Consider the following 19,049-nt stretch of genomic DNA (forward strand, 5'->3'; position numbering starts at 1 on the left):
TTGCACTCAGAGCGCTGATTTGCCGATGACATTCAGGCTCATCTGCTCCAGCAGTTTGTTCATGTGGATGAACTGCGCGAAGCGTTTGTCCTGGGTCTGGCCATGGAAGAAGCGGTAGTAGATCTGCTGCACAATCCCGGCCAGACGGAACAGGCCATAGGTGTAATAGAAATCGAAATTGTCGATCTGGATGCCGGAGCGCTCGGCGTAGTAGTCGACAAACTGGCGGCGGGTGAGCATGCCGGGGGCGTTGCTCGGCTGGCGGCGCATCAATTGCACCGGCGCTGGGTCTGCGGCCTCGATCCAGTAGGCGAGGGTGTTGCCCAGGTCCATCAGCGGGTCGCCCAGGGTGGTCAGCTCCCAGTCCAGCACACCGATGATCTGCATCGGGTTGTGCGGGTCGAGGATCACGTTGTCGAAGCGGTAGTCGTTGTGCACGATGCTGGAGGTGGGGTGATCGGCAGGCATCTTGTCGTTGAGCCAGGCGCGTACCGCCTCCCATTTTGGCGCATCGGGCGTCAGGGCTTTTTCATAGCGCTCGCCCCAGCCGCGAATCTGCCGCGCCACGTAGCCTTCGGGCTTGCCCAGGTCGGCCAGGCCGCAGGCGTGGTAGTCGACCTGGTGCAGCTCGACGAACTTGTCGATAAAGCTCTTGCACAAGGCTTCGGTGCGGGTGGTGTCCAGGCCCAGTTCAGCCGGCAGATCGGAACGCAGGATGATGCCGTTGACGCGCTCCATCACATAGAACTCGGCGCCGATCACCGATTCATCGGTGCAGTGCACATAGGCTTTGGGGCAGTACGGAAAGCCATCTTTGAGTTGGTTGAGAATGCGGTATTCGCGGCCCATGTCGTGGGCAGACTTGGCCTTGTGGCCAAACGGCGGGCGCCGCAGCACAAGTTCCTGGCCAGGGTATTGGAGCAGGTAGGTCAGGTTCGATGCACCACCGGGGAACTGGCTGACGGTGGGCGTGCCCTCCAAGCCCGGGATATGGGCCTTGAGGTAGGGATCGATCAGGCTGGCATCAAGTTCTTCGCCTGGGCGAATCTGGGTCGATTGGTCATTCAGCGCCATGCTTATCCCTTCTACTTATTCTAAAGGCCTTGGACTATTTCCTAATCTAATGCGCACAGCCGCCCAGCGACAAGGTCGGGGCGGTTTAATAGGTTAGCGTGTTGAAGGGTGATCAGCGTGCCTGATTGGTCATTTTGCGGGCGCTGGCAAGGCCACCGGTGTAAGCACAGGGCGGCCCGCAAAGTATTCCAGCAGATTATCAGCGACGCGCTGCACCGTATCATGGGCCGCTTCCGGGGACAGACCGGCCACGTGGGATGTCAGCACGGTATTGCTAAGGCGCTTGAGGGCATCGGGCACGGCAGGCTCATCGTCAAACACGTCCAGCGCGGCGCCGCCGATGCGGCGCTGCTCCAGCGCGGCGACCAGGTCGTCGGTCACCACTACGCTGCCGCGCCCGATGTTGACCAGAAAGCCGTGCGGCCCCAGGGCGTCCAGGGCGTGACGGTCGATCAGGTGACGGGTGCTGGCACCGCCGGGCGTAGCCAGCACCAGGAAATCCGAGGTACGCGCCAGCTCAACAGCCGTCGCACAGTAGGTGTAATCCACGTCATCGCGGGGTTGGCGGTTGTGATAGCTCACCTCCATGCCGAACCCAAGGGCGGCGCGCCGGGCAATCTCCATGCCCACCGCGCCCAGCCCGAGAATTCCCAGGTGTTTACCGCTCAGGGAAGGGCGCATCACCTTCGGCCATTCGCCGCGCCGCACCGCCGCATCCGTCTGGGGAATGCCACGCACCAGCGACAGCAACAACGCCATGGCGTGATCGGCCACCGACGGGGCGTTCACGCCAGCGCCGTTGGTGACCACAATCCCACGGTTGCTCGCCGCCTGCAGGTCCACCTGCTCGTAGCCGGCACCGATCACGCAGATGATCTCCAGCAGGGGCAGCGCGGCGATTTCCTCGGCGTAAAGCCCCAGCGGGCCACGGGTCAGCACTGCCTGGATCTGTCCACCGTGGGTCTTGATCGCCTGGGCGCGTTCAGCGGGCGTCGGCGCCAGGATCACATGGAAATCACTGCTTTCGATGATTTGCAGGTATTCGTTGATGGTTTCAACCAGGACCAGAACAGTGGTGGGCATCGCAAGGCTCTTCCTGAAGGGTTTGAGAGCATGAGTATGCGGGATTTGTAAGACGCAGCGTTTTATTGGGGTGGGAAAACTTCTTCGCTCGTAAGGCCCGTCTGAATTCACAGACTGTCCATCCGCGCCCGCTTTTTTGCGCAAGACTTCAATGACTTTTCCACCAGCAGAGACGATATGGATGCCTGTTCCTGCCGCACCCGAAGAGATCGAATGGACACCGTATGGTTACAAACACTGTCCCTCAGCCCAGGTTCCCTGGAGAACAGTGATTGCCAGTACGCTGATTGGCCCCGCCAAGTACAGGCCAGGCATCGCTATTGAAAAGCTTGAAAGGGAAGCTTATAAAAACGGAATACCCACCACCAACGGAAAACCCTGGAAAGTGATGGAGCTCTCCCACTGCATAGGTGCCAGCCATGGCAAACTCAGCCGCTGGGTGCGAATAGAGCTCAGCGCCGGTGCTATCCATGGTCACCCGATTTCTGAACAGGAATTCAGGAGGTTAACAAATTGATCTCGCTTAACTTTACCGGCGGTACAGTCACCCATGACGACCTGTCGCACCTGCAGGATATTGCAGTGGCCAAGCAGGTCGATCTGCTGAAGGAAGATATGCTCCAGGTGGAGTTCGCCGGGGGATTGTTACTGGATGTGGGTTGGTACCCGGAATTTGATGCAGCGGGTGGTTTTCGGATAAACGTCATCAAGGACTATGACTGGGACCTTCCACTTATGGCGCTGACTGCCCACGAGACACCTGAATTGGTAGAAAAACTGGCTATTGCGCAGAACGCCATACAGGGCGAGCTGCGCAATCCAAACCTGGGAACCTCGGCTACTTAGTTGTTGCGCCAGCTACTGAACAGTCCCCGTTTGCCGGGCTTGGGTTCGCTCTCTTTGTGCGATCGGCATGAAATCGTACGTCGGGAAGAATTCTGTCTTGTAGACACCCCATGCGGTGTTCTCTATGGCCAGGTTGACTTGCGCCAGGCGTGACGCCGGTAAGCGCAGCACAATGACTTGCCCTATGCCCATGGTGATATTCCAGCTGACGACTTCGACACCTTCCGGCGGGAAGACCTTGTGAAATTCCTGCTTGGCCAGTTGGGCTTTCAATTCGCTGAGTGGTGGTGACTGATCGTGTTTAAGGAATACCGTCAACATGACTGCGTTATCGGGTGTGATATCCGTGGTTTTTGCAGCAGAAGGGGCGGTGGGCTGTGCCGTGACTGCGCTGGGTAACAATGCGGCGCCGAGCAGTGCAGTTATTAATAATGAGTTGAGAGAGGAGCGTAATTTCATCGTGAAATAACCTTGGTTGTTATCAACTAAAGGGGCGTTGACGATGGCTCCTTAGCAATGGTGTAAAAAGCTGGCAGTATCTGATTCTGTTGTCAGATGGCTCCTGTTCGTTTGGATTTGCGGATGCTTAGATATCCGTACGTAACCCTGATGCCCTAGGCGTCAACCGCCATAAGCGCTTTTTGGGGCGGCCCCGCCTAACCATTCCTCAGCTAAGTCTTTGCTTCTCCAAGAGAATCCCGGACAATCCGGCCCTTGTTTCGGCCAGGGCGCTGCCTGTCAGGTTTTTCTGACTCGTTCTGGCCGTGTGAATGCGGAGATCCGACCGGATGAATGATCAGGCCAATAGCGTCGACGAACGCTATGCAACGACACCTGCAACCCTCACAAGCTGGAGCCGCCAGGACACCACCTGGATGCTCGGGCTGTTCGGTACCGCCATTGGCGCCGGTACTTTGTTCTTGCCGATCAACGCGGGCCTGGGGGGCTTCTGGCCGCTGGTGATCCTCGCGTTGCTGGCCTTCCCGATGACGTTCTTTGCCCACCGTGGGCTGACCCGTTTCGTGCTGTCCGGCCGCGAAGGTTCAGACATCACCGACGTGGTGGAAGAGCATTTCGGTATCAAGGCCGGTGCACTGATCACCTTGCTGTACTTCTTTGCGATCTTCCCGATCCTGCTGATCTACAGCGTGGCGCTGACCAATACCGTCAGCAGCTTCATGGAGCATCAACTGCATATCCTGCCGCCGCCCCGGGCGATCCTGGCGTTTGTGTTGATTCTGGGCCTGCTGGCGGTGGTGCGTTGCGGTGAGCAGGTAATCGTCAAGGCCATGAGCCTGATGGTATATCCGTTTATCGTCGCCTTGCTGTTCCTGGCCGTGTACCTGGTGCCACACTGGAATGGCGGCATTCTCAGCACCGCCAGCGAAGTGCCGGCACCGTCGGCGTTGCTCAACACGCTGTGGCTGGCGATTCCGGTGATGGTGTTCTCGTTCAACCATTCGCCGATCATCTCGGCCTTTGCTGTAGACCAGAAGCGCCAGTACGGCGCTCACGCCGAGGAGCGCAGTTCGCAGATCCTGTCCCGCGCACACCTGCTGATGGTGGCGATGGTGCTGTTCTTCGTGTTCAGTTGCGTACTGACCCTGTCGCCGGCGCAACTGGCTGAAGCCAAAGCGCAGAACCTGTCGATCCTGTCGTACCTGGCCAACCACTTCGATAACCCGACGATTGCCTTTGCCGCACCGTTGATTGCGTTCGTGGCGATTGCCAAGTCGTTCCTGGGCCACTACATCGGCGCCAGCGAGGGCCTCAAGGGCCTGGTGGTCAAGACTGGCCGCCGTCCTGCACCCAAGACCCTGGACCGCATGACCGCTGCCTTCATGCTGGTGGTGTGCTGGATCGTTGCCACGCTTAACCCGAGCATCCTTGGCATGATCGAGACCCTGGGTGGGCCGGTGATTGCGTCGATTCTGTTCCTGATGCCGATGTACGCCATCCGCAAGGTGCCGGCCATGGCCAAGTACCGTGGGCAGGCGTCGAATGTGTTTGTGACTGCGGTTGGCTTGGTTGCCATTACGGCGTTGGTGTATTCGCTGGTTGCGTAGGAGCGAGCTTGCTCGCGAAGAACGTCAACGATAACGCGTGCTTCCTGGATGAGCGCGGCGCCGGTGAGTTTTTCGCGAGCAAGCTCGCTCCTACATTGGTTTAGGGCAAGCCACACATTTGTTTTGTGGTGCGGCAGATGCCTTGTTCCAGGCGTAAAAAAACGCCGCGTACCTTGCGATACGCGGCGTTCTTCACATCAACACACCGTTAAGCTTGAATCACCGGGATGTTGGCGCTTGCTGCGATCTTGCGGAACTCGGCGATCTGGTCGAAGTTCAGGTAGCGGTAGACGTCACTGGCCATGGTGTCCAGTTTCGCCGCGTAGCCCATGTACTCTTCGACGGTCGGCAGGCGACCCAGGGTAGAGGCCACGGCCGCCAACTCAGCCGACGCCAGGTAGACGTTGGCACCATCACCCAGGCGGTTCGGGAAGTTACGGGTCGAGGTCGACACTACGGTGGAGTTCGGCTCAACGCGTGCCTGGTTACCCATGCACAGCGAGCAGCCTGGCATTTCCATGCGTGCGCCAGCCTTGCCGTAGATGCCGTAGTAGCCTTCTTCGGTCAGTTGGTGAGCGTCCATCTTGGTCGGCGGCGACAGCCACAGACGGGTTGGCAGCTGGCCCTTGACCTGCTCCAGCAGCTTGCCGGCAGCGCGGAAGTGACCGATGTTGGTCATGCACGAACCGATGAACACTTCATCGATCTTCTCGCCAGCGACGCTGGACAACAGACGGGCGTCGTCCGGGTCGTTTGGCGCGCAGAGGATCGGCTCGTTGATTTCCGCCAGGTCGATCTCGATGATTTCGGCGTATTCGGCGTCGGCATCGGCTTCCATCAACTCCGGGTTGGCAACCCAGGCTTCCATCGCTTGGGCGCGACGTTCCAGGGTGCGTGCATCGCCGTAGCCTTCGCCGATCATCCAGCGCAGCAGGGTGATGTTGGAGTTCAGGTACTCGGTGACGGACTCTTTGGACAGCTTGATGGTGCAACCGGCAGCCGAACGTTCAGCCGAGGCATCGGACAGCTCGAAAGCCTGTTCCAGCGTCAGGTCGTTCAGGCCTTCGATTTCCAGGATGCGGCCAGAGAAGGCGTTCTTCTTGCCTTTCTTCTCTACGGTCAGCAGGCCAGCCTGGATCGCGTAGTAAGGAATGGCATGAACCAGGTCACGCAGGGTGATGCCAGGTTTCATCTTGCCTTTGAAGCGCACCAGGATCGATTCCGGCATGTCCAGCGGCATTACGCCGGTGGCGGCAGCAAACGCGACCAGGCCAGAACCGGCCGGGAACGAGATGCCCATCGGGAAACGGGTGTGGGAGTCACCACCGGTACCGACGGTGTCCGGCAGCAGCATGCGGTTCAGCCAGCTGTGGATGATGCCGTCGCCTGGACGCAGCGATACACCGCCACGGGTCATGATGAAGTCAGGCAGGGTGTGGTGGGTGGTCACGTCGATCGGCTTCGGGTAAGCCGCGGTGTGGCAGAAGGACTGCATCACCAGGTCGGTCGAGAAGCCCAGGCACGCCAGGTCTTTGAGTTCATCACGGGTCATTGGGCCGGTGGTGTCCTGGGACCCCACGGTGGTCATCTTCGGCTCGCAGTAAGTGCCAGGACGAACGCCTTTGCCTTCTGGCAGACCACAGGCCTTGCCGACCATTTTCTGCGCCAGGGTGAAGCCTTTGCCGGTGTCGACAGGCGCTTCAGGCAGCTTGAACAGGTCGGTCGGGCCCAGGCCCAGTTCGGCGCGTGCCTTGTCGGTCAGGCCACGGCCGATGATCAGCGGGATACGGCCGCCAGCACGGACTTCGTCCAACAGCACCGGGGTCTTCATTTCGAAGGTGGTCAGGACTTCGTCGGTGCCGTGCTTGCAGACTTTGCCAGCATGCGGGTACAGGTCGATCACGTCGCCCATGTTCATGTTGGTGACGTCGAATTCGATTGGCAGTGCGCCAGCATCTTCCATGGTGTTGTAGAAGATCGGGGCGATCTTGCTGCCGAAGCAGAAACCGCCGGCACGCTTGTTCGGCACGTAAGGCACGTCGTCGCCGAAGAACCACAATACCGAGTTGGTCGCCGACTTACGCGACGAACCGGTACCGACCACGTCGCCGACGTAGGCGATCGGGAAGCCTTGGCCACGCATCTCTTCGATCTGCTTCATCGGGCCGGTCTTGCCTTGCTCGTCCGGCACGATGCCTTCACGGGCCATTTTCAGCATGGCCAGGGCGTGCAGCGGGATGTCAGGACGGGACCAGGCGTCCGGCGCAGGCGACAGGTCGTCGGTGTTGGTTTCGCCGGTTACCTTGAACACGCGCAGGCTGATCTTGTCGGCCAGGGTAGGGCGGTTGCTGAACCACTCGCCGTCAGCCCAGGACTGGATCACGCCTTTGGCGTGCTCGTTGCCGTTGCGGGCTTTTTCGGCGACGTCGTGGAACGCATCGAACATCAGCAGGGTGTGCTTGAGTTGGGCGGCCGCGACGGGCGCCAGTTCGGCGTCGTCCAGCAGCTCGACCAACGTCACGATGTTGTAGCCGCCCTGCATGGTGCCGAGCAGTTCAACAGCGCGTTTCTTGTCGATCAGGGGGGAAGTGGCTTCGCCCTTGGCCAGGGCAGACAGGAAACCGGCCTTGACGTAAGCGGCTTCGTCAACGCCTGGTGGAATGCGGTTGGTGATCAGGTCAACGAGGAATTCTTCTTCGCCAGCCGGAGGATTTTTCAGCAGCTCGACCAGGCCTGCGGTTTGTTCGGCGTTAAGCGGCTGGGGAACGATACCCAGTGCTGCACGCTCTTCGATATGTTTGCGGTAGGCTTCAAGCACAGTTATTACCCTCATCAGTGGTCCCACGGGACGCTCATCCAGAAATGAACGGCACGCATGCGCTCGGGGGCTTTTTGGGCCGCAAAGCCAGCGCTGCCGGCATTCCTTACAGAAGCTGCTTTCAAAGTTTTACGCCTGCAGAACGGAGCTGATGAGGGTTGGCGCGGGCTCTGACCTACCGGGTCGAACCTGCGCCAACACCGTTCTGAAGGAACGACTGTGCTCGTGACGCTTTGAAAACAGCTTCCAGCGGATTATTGGCGCCTTACAAGGCCGGGTGATTCTACGGCAAAAAAAATCTAAAGGTAAGTTGCCTGCTCAAGTTTGCTGGGTGATCAACCTTAGACAAAGGGCTAACATGGCGCACTGTTTCGCTGATCTGCGTGTTGCCGCCCATGCCCAACCAAACCATCAAGACCCCCTGCGTCGGCCTGTGTTCCACGGTCTACGGCGATCTCGTGTGCCGTGGATGCAAGCGCTTCCACCATGAAGTGATCCAGTGGAACGGCTATAACGAAGAAGAAAAACGCGCGGTCTGGCTCAGGCTTGAGCAGCTGTTGGTGCAGGTCATGGCCGGTAAAGTGGAGGTTTTCGACCCCAAGACCCTGCGCGGGCAGTTGGAGCAACGCAAGATTCGCTTTGTGCCACACCAGTCCGAGTATTGCTGGGCCTACCAGTTGATCGCCCGTGGAGCCCGGGTGATCAATAACCTGGAGGCCTATGGCATGGTGCTGTTGCCGGAGTTTCGCGACTGGGCGCTGCCTGAACTGCGCGATGCCATTGATCGCGAGTTCTTTATCTTGTCCGAGGCGCATTACCAGCGCTATATCGCGCCGGGCTTCTTGAAAGATGCGCTGGGTAACTGACTGGCGAGGTCAATGTAGGAGCGAGCTTGCTCGCGAAAAACTTGAAGGCGCCGCGTTTATTCAGGAAGCGCGCGTTATCGTTGACGTTTTTCGCGAGCAAGCTCGCTCCTACATTTGATCTTCAGTGTCTGGGCTTGGTCGCCAGCTCTTGCAGATGATCCATCAGCGTTTGCGGCTTGAGCACCAGCACATCGCCTTGCACCGCATCCAGCACCACTTCTGCGGTGTTGCCGATCAACGCCCCGGAAATCCCCGTGCGCGCCACCGTGCCGATAATGGTCACCGCCGCCTGCAATCGATGGGCAATATGTGGGATCAGCACATCGGCCGGGCCTTCCTCGATATGCAGGTGCCTGTCGTCCACGTCGAACTCGGCCTGGAAGGCCTTGCATTGCTCGCGGTAGCGCGCCTCGATGGTTTCCTTGAGCTGAAAGGTCGGGTCTGCCGCCGACAGCATGGGCGAGGGGTGAGCGCTGATCACATGCAACTGCGCTTTGGCGAGGCTGGCGATATCAAAGCCATGGTCGATGATCGAATTGTGCAGCGAGCGGTGTTCGCCGTCGGCGTTGCCCACGTCGATGGCCGCCAGGATCACGCCGCCCGCCCAGGGGGTGGCGGTCTTGACCAGTAACACCGGCGTTGGGCAATAGCGCAGTAACTTCCAGTCTGCCGGGGTCAGCAGGGCTTTTTTCAGAGGGTTGTCGGGGAAGTGCTGTTTGATCACCAGGCCACAGCCTTCGGCTTGCTGCACATCGATGATGGTTTCATGCAGACTGTCGTTCCAGGCCTGCTCTGTGGTGACGCTGTAGCCGTCTTCTTTCAAGCCTTCCTTGAGCAGGCTCAGCAGCGCCGAATGCTCGTGCTTCTTGTCACAGACCAGCAGGTGCAGGTGCGCGTCGGTCACTTTGGCAATCAGCTTGGCACGCTTGAGGGCCAGGCTTTCCGAATGCTCGGGCTCGATGACCACCAGGATGCTGCGGATGGCTTGCATGGTCGGGATCTCCTGAAAGGGTGGGCGTTGGTTAACTATAGTTGCTCGCCGGCAGCCGTCATGTTGATACACATCAAGGCCGGTGGCTGGTGGTCTGCGGCGGGGTCGGTATAATCGGCGCCCTTTTGTGATCCTTTGCCCGTGAGCCCGATGAACCTGCCCGAAATCCATGAATTCCTCGGCTGCCGCACCCCCGATGCCTGGGTCCAGGCCGCGTTGGCCGATCAGGAAACCCTGCTGATCGACCACAAGAACTGCGAATTCAAAGCCGCCAGCACTGCCTTGAGCCTGATGGCCAAGTACTACGGCCACGTAGACCTGATCAACATGATGTCGCGCCTGGCCCGCGAAGAGTTGGTGCATCACGAGCAAGTCATGCGCCTGATGAAAAAGCGCAAGGTCGAACTGCGTCAACTGCACGCTGGCCGTTATGCCTCGGGTTTGCGCAAGGTGGTGCGCAGCCATGAGCCGGTCAAGCTGGTGGACACTCTGGTGGTGGGCGCCTTTATCGAAGCGCGCAGTTGCGAGCGTTTCGAAGCGCTGGTGCCGCATTTGGACGAAGAACTCGGCAAGTTCTATTTCGGCTTGCTCAAAAGCGAGGCGCGGCACTTCCAGGGTTACTTGAAGCTGGCTTACCAGTATGGCGATGCCAAGGACATCGCCCAGGTGATCGAGCGGGTGCGGGCCACCGAGCAGGACCTGATCGAATCACCCGACGTCGAGTTCCGCTTTCACAGTGGCGTGCCAGCCTGAGGCCACGGCCACACCGATCAAGGCGGTGATCCCCGCCAGCAGCAGGATCACCGTTGGCGTGCCCAAGGGCGCTGCCAGCCCCGCAATCATCAAGCCCGCCAAGGGCTGGGCGAGGTTGTTGAGCAAAGTCATCACGCCAACCGTCTTGCCGAAGTCCTGCATTGGTATCACCCGTTGGCGGGTGCTGCGCAGGTACACGTTGAACATCTTGTCGAAACCGGTCACCAGCAGGAAACCCACCGCGTAGGCCCACATGCCGGGGCTGAGCGCTGTAATCAGCGCGCCGACGGTGATCATCGAGTACGACAACCCGCCCAGTACCTTCAGCTTCAGTGATGAACGCGCCAGGTAGAACAGAATAGCGATTGTCACCAGCGCCCCGGCGGCTTGCAGCAGGGCATAGGCGTCTTTGCCCGCTGCGTAGTGGCCGGTGACCATGGCGGCCGAGGTGGCCAGCGTCACGCCGACTATCAGGTTCACGCCGACCGCCAGGACGATGATGCGCTTCAACTCCACCCGGCTGAAGATATGGCCGAAGGCGGTGCGCAATGGTTGCAGCCAGATACCCGGGTGCTGTTGGTGTATTTCCAGGTTCACCGTGGTGTTGCGCTGCCAGATCAGCATTGCCAGGTCCGCCAGCACAAACAGGGCGGCGACCCCCAGCACCACCCAAGGCCATGCCCAGACTTCCAGCGCCAGCGCCGCTATCAGCGGCCCGAGCACCAGCCCGCTCTGGTCGGCGATCTGCGAATAGGACAGGGTCTTGGCGTAGGTGTACTGCTGGAAAATATGTGGCATCACCACTTCCCGCGCCATGATGCCCTGGGTAGTCAACACGCCGCACAACGCGGACAGCATCACCAGCCAATGAGTACCGTCGAACAACCCATACAGCACCATCGCCACCACGCAGGCCAAGGCCCGATACACCTGGCTGATATGCAGGATGCGCACCGGTGAAAACCTGTCGCACAGTGCCCCGCACACCGGAAACGCCAGGTAGCGCGGCAGTGACTCGACAAAAAACGCCAACCCCGCCCACGCCACGCTTTGAGTGGTCTGGAATACGATCAGTGGCACGATAAACAGCAAAACCTGGTCGGCCAGCCGTGAAAGGAACAGCGAAATGAAGAACGCCAGGTAATCCTTGCGCATAGAACTCCCTGTCAATGGCGTTAAAAAGTGCAGGCTATTTGTTAAAAACTCTTAAAAGCATGAAGCTTCTTCGCTGGGGACTGGTCAGCCACATCTGTCGGCCAGCTTGCCACCTATAATGGCCCTATTTCAATCCGCGCATCCACACTGAGAACTTATGGAAAACCTGGGTCTGGGCAAGGTCCTGCTCGTTGAGGACGATGAAAAGCTGGCAGGGCTGATCTCGCATTTCCTGTCGCAACATGGTTTCGAGGTGCGGGTGGTGTACCGGGGTGATGAAGCCCTGGCGGCGTTTCTGGATTTCAAGCCGAAGATCGTCGTGCTCGATCTGATGTTGCCGGGCCAGAGCGGGCTGCATGTCTGCCGCGAGATTCGCAACGTGTCGGACACGCCCATCGTGATCCTCACCGCCAAGGAAGATGACTTGGACCATATTCTTGGCCTTGAGTCCGGTGCTGACGACTACGTGATCAAACCGATCAAACCGCCGGTGTTGCTGGCGCGCCTGCGTGCGCTGCAGCGCCGTCAAGTGCCCGAGCCCACCGTGCGCGGCGCCCTGGAATTTGGCCGCTTGTCGATTGATCGCAGTTGCCGGGTGGTCCGCCTGGGCGGCGAGGCCATTGACCTCACCACCATGGAGTTCGAGTTGCTGTGGTTGCTGGCCAGCAGCGCGGGCAAGATTCTCTCCCGCGACGACATTCTAAACCGCATGCGCGGCATTGCCTTTGATGGGCTGAACCGCAGCGTAGACGTGTACATCAGCAAACTGCGCGGCAAGCTCAATGACAACCCCCGCGAGCCGGTGTGCATCAAGACCATCTGGGGCAAAGGCTACCTGTTCAATCCGTTCGCGTGGGAGGTCTAGATGCTGCGCTTGTATCTGCGCCTGTATCTGATCCTCGCGCTCGGTCTGGCCGGGGCGATCTGGTTGGTCAACTACGGCCTGGACGCCTACATGCCCGAGTCCAACGAAACCTATAACCGTGAAGCCCTGCGCGGCCCGGCCTGGGCGCTGGTGGAGCAACTGCGCCCCGTGCAGGCAGAGGCGCGCCAGGCACGCCTGGACGAACTGCAACCGCATTACGGCTTGCGGCTCAAACTGGTACAGCGCGACACCCAGGATTTGAGCGAACGGGAACAGAAACTCCTGGCGGCTGACCAGGTGGTGGTGCGCGAAGATTTCATGAAGTTTCTGGCGCCTATCGACGACGGTCCGCAACTGCTCGAAATCAAATTGCCGGAAGAACCCAAGTGGTTGTACCTCTGGGCTTATGGTTTCCTGGGCGGGAGCCTGGCCATCGTCCTGTATTTCTGGGTGCGTCCACACTGGCGCGACCTGGAGCACATCCGCCTGGCGGCGCAACGTTTCGGTGACAATGACCTGGGCTCGCGCATCTTGCTGCCGAGTCGCTCCACCGTGCGTTCATTGGCCGGGCACTTCAACCAGATGGCCGAACGTATCGAAGGTTTGATCGCCAACCAGCGCGAACTCACCAACGCGGTCTCCCACGAATTGCGCACGCCGATTGCGCGGCTGTCATTCGAGCTGGACCAGCTCAGGCAACAGAGCGACCCACGGCAAAGCCGAGCGTTGATCAACGACATGTACGCCGACCTCGGTGAGCTGGAGGAAATGGTTTCCGAGCTGTTGACCTATGCCAGCCTTGAGCCGGGCGCTACCCAGGTCACCCGCGAGCGTATCGAGGCCCACAGTTGGCTCGACAGCGTGATCGGCAGTGTGGCCCTGGAGGCCGAGGCGGAAGGGGTACAGTTGTCGTTGCGCACCTGCGAGGTGGACGTTATCCATATCGAGCCACGCTTTATGGCGCGAGCCGTGATCAACCTGCTGCGCAACGCGATTCGTTATGCCGACCGCCGCGTGGAAGTGTCGCTGGTCAAGTTTGGCAGCGGTTACGAAGTGCGGGTCAACGACGATGGCCCGGGGGTACCGCTGGAGGGTCGCACGAAGATATTCGAACCCTTTCTGCGCCTTGACGCCAGCCGCGACCGCCGCACAGGCGGGTTTGGCCTGGGCCTGGCGCTGGTCAAGCGTGTCAGCCAGTGGCATGGCGGGCAGGTGGAAGTGCAGGATTCGGAGTGGGGCGGGGCGTCGTTTCGAATGACGTGGGCATATGCCGAGTAAGGGCGCTTGCGCCAATCCCATCCTGTAGCAGCAGGGTGTTTTCCTGGTTAAAGATTCAAGGGGGCGTGGGGTGAATGGGTACGTTTGAACGAGTAACCCGAAGCACTCAGGCCGTTGACCTGGCGGCTGACGGTATCGCCCAGGCCGTAGCCGTTGCCGGCCAGTACCGCATGGGCGTTGTCGATGGGCAGCAGGATGTAGTCGGTCAGCGGCTCGCCGTGCAATTGGCCGCGAATCACCAGGAAACCGTCCTCCTGGCGCACGCTGATGCCACTCAATGGCGCGTCGGGTTCATGGCTGCTGAGCACCTGGTAAGTGCCGACCGTGTTGGCCCAGGCGGCGGACAAGGGCGGCGGTTCGATGCGCTCGCCGATGGCAATGCGTTGGCCGTGGCTGCGGGCGGTGAGCATCTGGCGGCCTTGTACCGTGACCACATCCAGCTGCACGCGGCCCAACTCGCCCAGGTCCTTGCGCCAGAACCCCAGTATCTTTTTCTGCGCCCGCAGCCAGCCTTGCTCATCACGCAATAGCTCGAAGTCGTAGCCGGCCAGCTCACCGGTCAAGCGCGCATGCTCATCCCTGATGCGGAACACGCCCCAAGCGGTCGCATAGAAGCCGGCCAGGCGCTTGCGATCCACCGCCGCCGGTACATGGCGTAGCTTGAGGCCGTGGCTGGGGGCCTGGCAGTCATCGGCGCATGCGGGGTTGCCGGTCTGTGCCTGGAGCATCAGGCGCAGGCTGTCGGTGGTCAGTGACACCACCATGTCTTCGGCGTTGCTGTCGTTGGCCATGATGATCACGGCCAGTTGCTGATCCGGCAGCAGGGTCAACTGGGCCACGAAGTCGTCGCCGCCACCGCTGTGCTGGTAGGTGCGCACACCGGGGCCGATGGGCTCGTCACCGCAGGGCGCCAAGAACCAGCCCAGGCCCATCTGGCAGTCGAAGTCCAAGGCGTTGCCGGTGTTTTGCTGGGTGAACATGGCATCGATAGAAGTGCTGCCGAGGATCTGGCTGCCCTTGTACGTGCCCCTGGCAAACAGCATGCGTACGTAGCGGCTAAGGTCTTTGGGGCTGGTCCACAGGCCACCGGCGGCGAGGTCACGCACCTGGGCGTCGGTGCTGGCCTTACCGTCCTCGTAGCCGTGGGCGCGATAGCTCATTTGCGCACCGGTGCCCAAGAAACTGGACTGGTTCATTCGCAAAGGTGTGAGCAGGCTGCTTTGTAACTGGGCTTCGAAGCTTTTGCCGCTGCTGCGCTCAATGGCGGCGCCCACCAAGGCGTAGCCAAGGTTGGAGTACGCCACCTGGGAGCCCGGCAGGCTGCTCAGCCACACACCCGACACTCGCATCGGCATTTGCCCCATGGCATAGGTACTGCGCAGGTCGCGCAGGTGCTCGCTGGGCAAGCCGGATTGATGGCTGAGCAAGCGCCGCAAGGTGATCGCTCGATCCGCCTCGGCTTGATCGCTGTGAAAGCGGGAGCGTACGTAGAACTCACGCAGGGTCTGCTGGATCGGCGCATCCAGCGCCAGGCGTTGTTGTTCCACCAGTTTCAACGCCGCCGTGGCGGTCAGCAGCTTGGAGATGCCTCCGGCGCGAAACGCGGTATTGGGCGTGACCGGCACCCCCTGGTCTTTGTCAGCCAGACCAAAGCCGCGGGCCCAGATCAGCTCCTGACCATTGACCAGGGCGATCGACAATCCCGCCACATTGTCCCGAGCCATCTCTTGGGGAATGCGGGTTTGCAGGTAGCGAATGATTGCGCCGTAATCGCCTTTTTGAATCGGCGGCGGGGCAGGCGGTTGCGAGTGGCAACCGATACTGCTCAACAGACAACCCAATAGCGGAATACCGCGCAATCTGCGAAACATCAAGAGCACCCGAATGATGATTTGGATGCTGGAATGCTAGGGCAGCGGGGGCTGAGAATCTTTGGGTGCTTTGTCGGGAAACTGTCAAAGACTGTTAACGGCCCACTGTAGGAGCGAGCTTGCTCGCGAAAAACTCGCAGGCGCCGCGTTTATCCAGAAAACACGCGTTATCGTTGACGTTTTTCGCGAGCAAGCTCGCTCCTACACGATCACGGCATCAACGTGGCGATCAGCGCGCGAATGGTTCCCGGCAGCGCTTCCAGCTCGCGTACCAGGATGCTGCGCTCGCGAATCGCCCAGGGCTCGTCCAGTTTCACCGTCACCAGCTGCATGGTGCGGCTGTGACGCAGGGCGGCGGACTCTGGAATGATGCCGATGCCCACCCCGGCCTCGACCATCCGGCAGATCGCCTCGAAGCTCGAGACCTGGATACGCAGCGACAACTGCTTGCCCAGGCGCTCGACGTGTTCGCGCAGGAAACTCAACAGCGTGCTGCCTTCATGCAGGCCGATATGCTGATACGCCAGGGTCTGCTCGAGGGTGACCGAAGGCTGGTCGGCCAAGGGATGCCCGACGGGCACCATCAGCACCAGTTCGTCGGTGCTGAAATGCAACACCTGCAGGCCGGAGGCTTCCACAGGGCCGGCGATGATGCCCATGTCACTGGTGCCATCGAGCACGCCGCGCACGATGTCCCGCGACAGGCGCTCCTGCAGGTCGACGGTGACGCCAGGGCGCTGTGACAGAAAGCCTGCCAGGACCTCCGGCAAAAATTCGGTGACCGCCGTGGTGTTGGCGAAGATACGGATATGCCCGGCCGAATCCACGCCGTATTGGGTGAACTCGCTCTTGAGGTAATCCACCTGGCGCATGATCAACCGTGCGTGGTGCAACAGCCGCTCGCCTGCCGGGGTGATCTCCACGCCCCGGCTGTCGCGGTACAACAGGCGCGTGTCGAGCTGGCCTTCCAGGGCCTTGATCCGCGCACTGGCGGCAGCCGGCGACAGGAAGGCGCGCTTGGCACCCTGGGTGAGGCTGGGGGATTCGGCGATATGGATAAACAGGCGCAGGTCGGCGAGATCGAAGTGCATGGTGGCTCCCGGTACAAACACCAAACCTCATCACAATGAAGATCCAAATGTGGGAGCGGGCTTGCTCGCGAAAGCGGAGTGTCAGTCACCGAATACATTGGCTGATCCACCGCTTTCGCGAGCAAGCCCGCTCCCACAGGGATATGCGGTGTTTTTCAATTAATGGCGTTCAGCATAGCCGAACGCTGGTTTATTGAAATGCAAATTCTCAGAACGGGCAGGCCCTTGCATGATCCACGGCAGACACCCACTGCCTGAGGACCTGCACCCGATGAGCGCCACTGATTGGATCGGCCGAAGTGAGACCGCCCACGACCACCTGAGCCATAACCTGCTCAAGCGCATCGCCGCCACGTTCGGTGAAGCCGTGCCCGCCGACGGCGACGCGGTGCCTGCGTTGTGGCAATGGTGCTTTTTCCAGGACCCGTTGCCGGAATCGGCCCTGGGCAGCGACGGCCACCCGGCACGCGGCGGGTTCCTGCCGCCGGCCGATAACCGCAATCGCATGTGGGCCGGTGGGCGTCTTGAATTTCTGCAGCCACTGCGGGCTGGCGAGGCGGCTACGCGCGTGTCGACCATCACCCAGGTCGAAGAAAAGACCGGGCGTACCGGTTCACTGCTATTTGTCACCGTGCGCCATGACTATTCCCAGGAAGGGCGCCTGGCGATCCGCGAGGAACAGGACATCGTCTACCGCGAACCCACGCCACCCAAGCCTGGCAGCGGCGACGCGCTGGCCCGGGGCGAATGGACAGAGGCCGTCGAGCCGACGCCGACCCTGTTGTTCCGCTACAGCGCCGTCACGTTCAACGGCCACCGCATCCACTACGACTACCCCTATGTCACCGGCACCGAAGGCTATGCCGGCCTGGTGGTGCATGGCCCGCTGATCGCCACCTTGAACCTGCGTGCATTCTGCCGGGCGCACCCTGAGGCGACCCTGCGCCGCTTTGCCTATCGCGGTGTGCGCCCACTGATTGCGCCACAACCTTTTGAGGTCGGCGGGCGCATCACCGCGACCGGCGTCGCAGAACTCTGGGCTGGCAACACTGAAGGCCTGGCGCAGACCGCCCAAGTGCATTTCGAATAACCCAATAACAACAGGCGGAGAGCCCTTGATGAATGCCCATGACAACGAAGAACTCAATGCCATCCGCGAAGGCGTGCGCGCCTTGTGCGCCGAGTTCGATGCCGCTTACTGGCGCAAGATCGACGAAGAAAAGGGCTTCCCGCAAGCCTTCGTCAAGGCCCTGACCGACGCTGGCTGGCTGTCGGCAATGATCCCCGAGGAGTACGGCGGTTCCGGCCTGGGCCTGGCCGAAGCCTCGGTGATCCTTGAGGAAGTCAACCGCTGCGGCGGCAACTCGGGCACCGTGCACGGCCAGATGTACAACATGTTCACCCTGCTGCGTCACGGCAGCGAGGCGCAAAAACGCTTCTACTTGCCCAAGCTGGCCAGCGGTGAGTTGCGCCTGCAGTCGATGGCCGTCACCGAACCCACTACCGGCACCGACACCACCAAGATCAAGACCACGGCGATCAAGCGTTGCGACAAGTACGTGATCAACGGCCAGAAAGTCTGGATCTCACGGGTGCAGCATTCCGACCTGATGATCCTGCTGGCACGCACCACGCCCTTGGCCGAAGTAAAGAAAAAGTCCGAAGGGATGTCGATCTTCCTGGTGGACCTGCGCCAGGCCATCGGCAACGGCCTGACCGTGCAGCCCATCGCCAATATGGTCAACCACGAGACCAACGAGCTGTTCTTCGACAACCTGGAGCTGCCCCTGGACAGCCTGATCGGCGAGGAGGGCAAGGGCTTCAAATACATCCTCGATGGCCTGAATGCCGAGCGCACCCTGATTGCCGCCGAGTGCATCGGTGACGGCCGCTGGTTTATCGAAAAGGCCAGTGCCTATGCCCGCGACCGCGTGGTGTTTGGCCGGCCCATCGGGCAGAACCAGGGCGTGCAGTTCCCGATTGCCGAGGCGCATATCGAAATCGAAGCAGCCGACCTGATGCGCTGGCGTGCCTGTGAGGAATACGACAGCGGCAAGAACGCCGGGGCCAGTGCCAACATGGCCAAGTACCTGGCGGCCAAGGCGTCCTGGGAAGCGGCCAACGCCTGCCTGCAAACCCACGGCGGCTTCGGGTTTGCCTGCGAGTACGACGTGGAGCGCAAATTCCGCGAGACCCGCCTGTACCAGGTAGCGCCGATCTCCACCAACCTGATCCTGTCCTACGTGGCCGAGCATTTGCTCGAATTGCCACGCAGCTTTTGAGGGCCTGAGC

The 19,049-nt window shown here is 60.6% G+C and carries 17 protein-coding genes; 9 read left to right on the forward strand and 8 right to left on the reverse strand.

Annotated elements, in window-relative coordinates:
• Positions 1-6 precede the first annotated feature (6 nt).
• Positions 7-1,074 carry a phosphotransferase family protein gene (locus BUE92_RS04785; protein WP_073522212.1) on the reverse strand — a complete coding sequence of 356 codons (1,068 nt, stop codon included), beginning with the start codon at positions 1,072-1,074 and terminating at the stop codon, positions 7-9.
• Between the two features lie 129 nt (positions 1,075-1,203).
• Positions 1,204-2,157, reverse strand: coding sequence for a 2-hydroxyacid dehydrogenase (locus tag BUE92_RS04790; RefSeq protein WP_073522215.1), 954 nt, complete (start codon positions 2,155-2,157; stop codon positions 1,204-1,206).
• A gap of 181 nt (positions 2,158-2,338) precedes the next feature.
• Here BUE92_RS04790 and BUE92_RS04795 point away from each other — a divergent pair, with 181 nt between their 5' ends.
• Together BUE92_RS04795 and BUE92_RS04800 are read left to right on the forward strand one after the other, a co-directional pair.
• Positions 2,339-2,674: a hypothetical protein gene (locus tag BUE92_RS04795; RefSeq protein WP_178380682.1), complete on the forward strand. Its 336-nt coding sequence runs from the start codon at positions 2,339-2,341 to the stop codon at positions 2,672-2,674.
• Positions 2,671-3,003, forward strand: coding sequence for a hypothetical protein (locus BUE92_RS04800; RefSeq protein WP_073522218.1), 333 nt, complete (start codon positions 2,671-2,673; stop codon positions 3,001-3,003). Before BUE92_RS04795 ends, BUE92_RS04800 begins: the two co-directional genes overlap by 4 nt.
• Before the next feature lie 12 nt (positions 3,004-3,015).
• Here BUE92_RS04800 and BUE92_RS04805 read toward each other — a convergent pair whose 3' ends face one another.
• On the reverse strand, positions 3,016-3,462 hold the full coding sequence (locus BUE92_RS04805; RefSeq protein ID WP_073522220.1) for a hypothetical protein: 447 nt from the start codon (positions 3,460-3,462) through the stop codon (positions 3,016-3,018).
• A 329-nt stretch (positions 3,463-3,791) separates the two neighbouring features.
• Here BUE92_RS04805 and BUE92_RS04810 point away from each other — a divergent pair, with 329 nt between their 5' ends.
• Positions 3,792-5,069: a serine/threonine transporter gene (locus BUE92_RS04810; protein ID WP_032892121.1), complete on the forward strand. Its 1,278-nt coding sequence runs from the start codon at positions 3,792-3,794 to the stop codon at positions 5,067-5,069.
• 208 nt (positions 5,070-5,277) lie between these two features.
• On the opposite strand, the gene acnB is transcribed toward BUE92_RS04810, so the two are convergent.
• Entirely contained in the window at positions 5,278-7,887 is a 2,610-nt protein-coding gene (gene acnB, locus BUE92_RS04815; protein WP_073522222.1) for a bifunctional aconitate hydratase 2/2-methylisocitrate dehydratase, read from the reverse strand.
• A gap of 395 nt (positions 7,888-8,282) precedes the next feature.
• Between acnB and BUE92_RS04820 the strand changes: the two genes are divergently transcribed.
• Positions 8,283-8,753, forward strand: coding sequence for a DUF1289 domain-containing protein (locus BUE92_RS04820; RefSeq protein ID WP_032892118.1), 471 nt, complete (start codon positions 8,283-8,285; stop codon positions 8,751-8,753).
• 121 nt (positions 8,754-8,874) lie between these two features.
• Here BUE92_RS04820 and BUE92_RS04825 read toward each other — a convergent pair whose 3' ends face one another.
• The gene (locus BUE92_RS04825) at positions 8,875-9,744 is read right to left on the reverse strand and encodes a universal stress protein (protein WP_073522224.1); all 870 of its coding nucleotides are present in this window, start codon (positions 9,742-9,744) and stop codon (positions 8,875-8,877) included.
• A 150-nt stretch (positions 9,745-9,894) separates the two neighbouring features.
• Here BUE92_RS04825 and BUE92_RS04830 point away from each other — a divergent pair, with 150 nt between their 5' ends.
• The gene (locus BUE92_RS04830; protein WP_032892116.1) at positions 9,895-10,497 is read left to right on the forward strand and encodes a tRNA-(ms[2]io[6]A)-hydroxylase; all 603 of its coding nucleotides are present in this window, start codon (positions 9,895-9,897) and stop codon (positions 10,495-10,497) included.
• Here BUE92_RS04830 and BUE92_RS04835 read toward each other — a convergent pair.
• The gene (locus BUE92_RS04835; protein ID WP_073522227.1) at positions 10,453-11,652 is read right to left on the reverse strand and encodes an MFS transporter; all 1,200 of its coding nucleotides are present in this window, start codon (positions 11,650-11,652) and stop codon (positions 10,453-10,455) included. The two genes, BUE92_RS04830 and BUE92_RS04835, sit on opposite strands and share 45 nt — an antisense overlap.
• Positions 11,653-11,809: 157 nt before the next feature.
• On the opposite strand from BUE92_RS04835, the gene BUE92_RS04840 reads away from it, so the two are divergent.
• The gene (locus BUE92_RS04840; protein WP_073522229.1) at positions 11,810-12,517 is read left to right on the forward strand and encodes a response regulator; all 708 of its coding nucleotides are present in this window, start codon (positions 11,810-11,812) and stop codon (positions 12,515-12,517) included.
• Positions 12,518-13,795, forward strand: coding sequence for an ATP-binding protein (locus tag BUE92_RS04845; RefSeq protein ID WP_073522230.1), 1,278 nt, complete (start codon positions 12,518-12,520; stop codon positions 13,793-13,795).
• Between the two features lie 47 nt (positions 13,796-13,842).
• On the opposite strand, the gene BUE92_RS04850 is transcribed toward BUE92_RS04845, so the two are convergent.
• Positions 13,843-15,666, reverse strand: a complete 1,824-nt coding sequence (locus BUE92_RS04850; RefSeq protein WP_073522231.1) for a serine hydrolase domain-containing protein — start codon at positions 15,664-15,666, stop codon at positions 13,843-13,845.
• Between the two features lie 209 nt (positions 15,667-15,875).
• Positions 15,876-16,757 carry a LysR family transcriptional regulator gene (locus tag BUE92_RS04855; RefSeq protein ID WP_057012704.1) on the reverse strand — a complete coding sequence of 294 codons (882 nt, stop codon included), beginning with the start codon at positions 16,755-16,757 and terminating at the stop codon, positions 15,876-15,878.
• A 271-nt stretch (positions 16,758-17,028) separates the two neighbouring features.
• Here BUE92_RS04855 and BUE92_RS04860 point away from each other — a divergent pair, with 271 nt between their 5' ends.
• Positions 17,029-17,847 carry an FAS1-like dehydratase domain-containing protein gene (locus BUE92_RS04860; protein ID WP_073522296.1) on the forward strand — a complete coding sequence of 273 codons (819 nt, stop codon included), beginning with the start codon at positions 17,029-17,031 and terminating at the stop codon, positions 17,845-17,847.
• Positions 17,848-17,875: 28 nt separating this feature from the next.
• Entirely contained in the window at positions 17,876-19,039 is a 1,164-nt protein-coding gene (locus tag BUE92_RS04865; protein WP_073522232.1) for an acyl-CoA dehydrogenase family protein, read from the forward strand.
• Positions 19,040-19,049: the final 10 nt, after the last annotated feature.

The organism is Pseudomonas fluorescens (genome assembly GCF_001902145.1).
Taxonomy (GTDB): domain Bacteria; phylum Pseudomonadota; class Gammaproteobacteria; order Pseudomonadales; family Pseudomonadaceae; genus Aquipseudomonas; species Aquipseudomonas fluorescens_BV.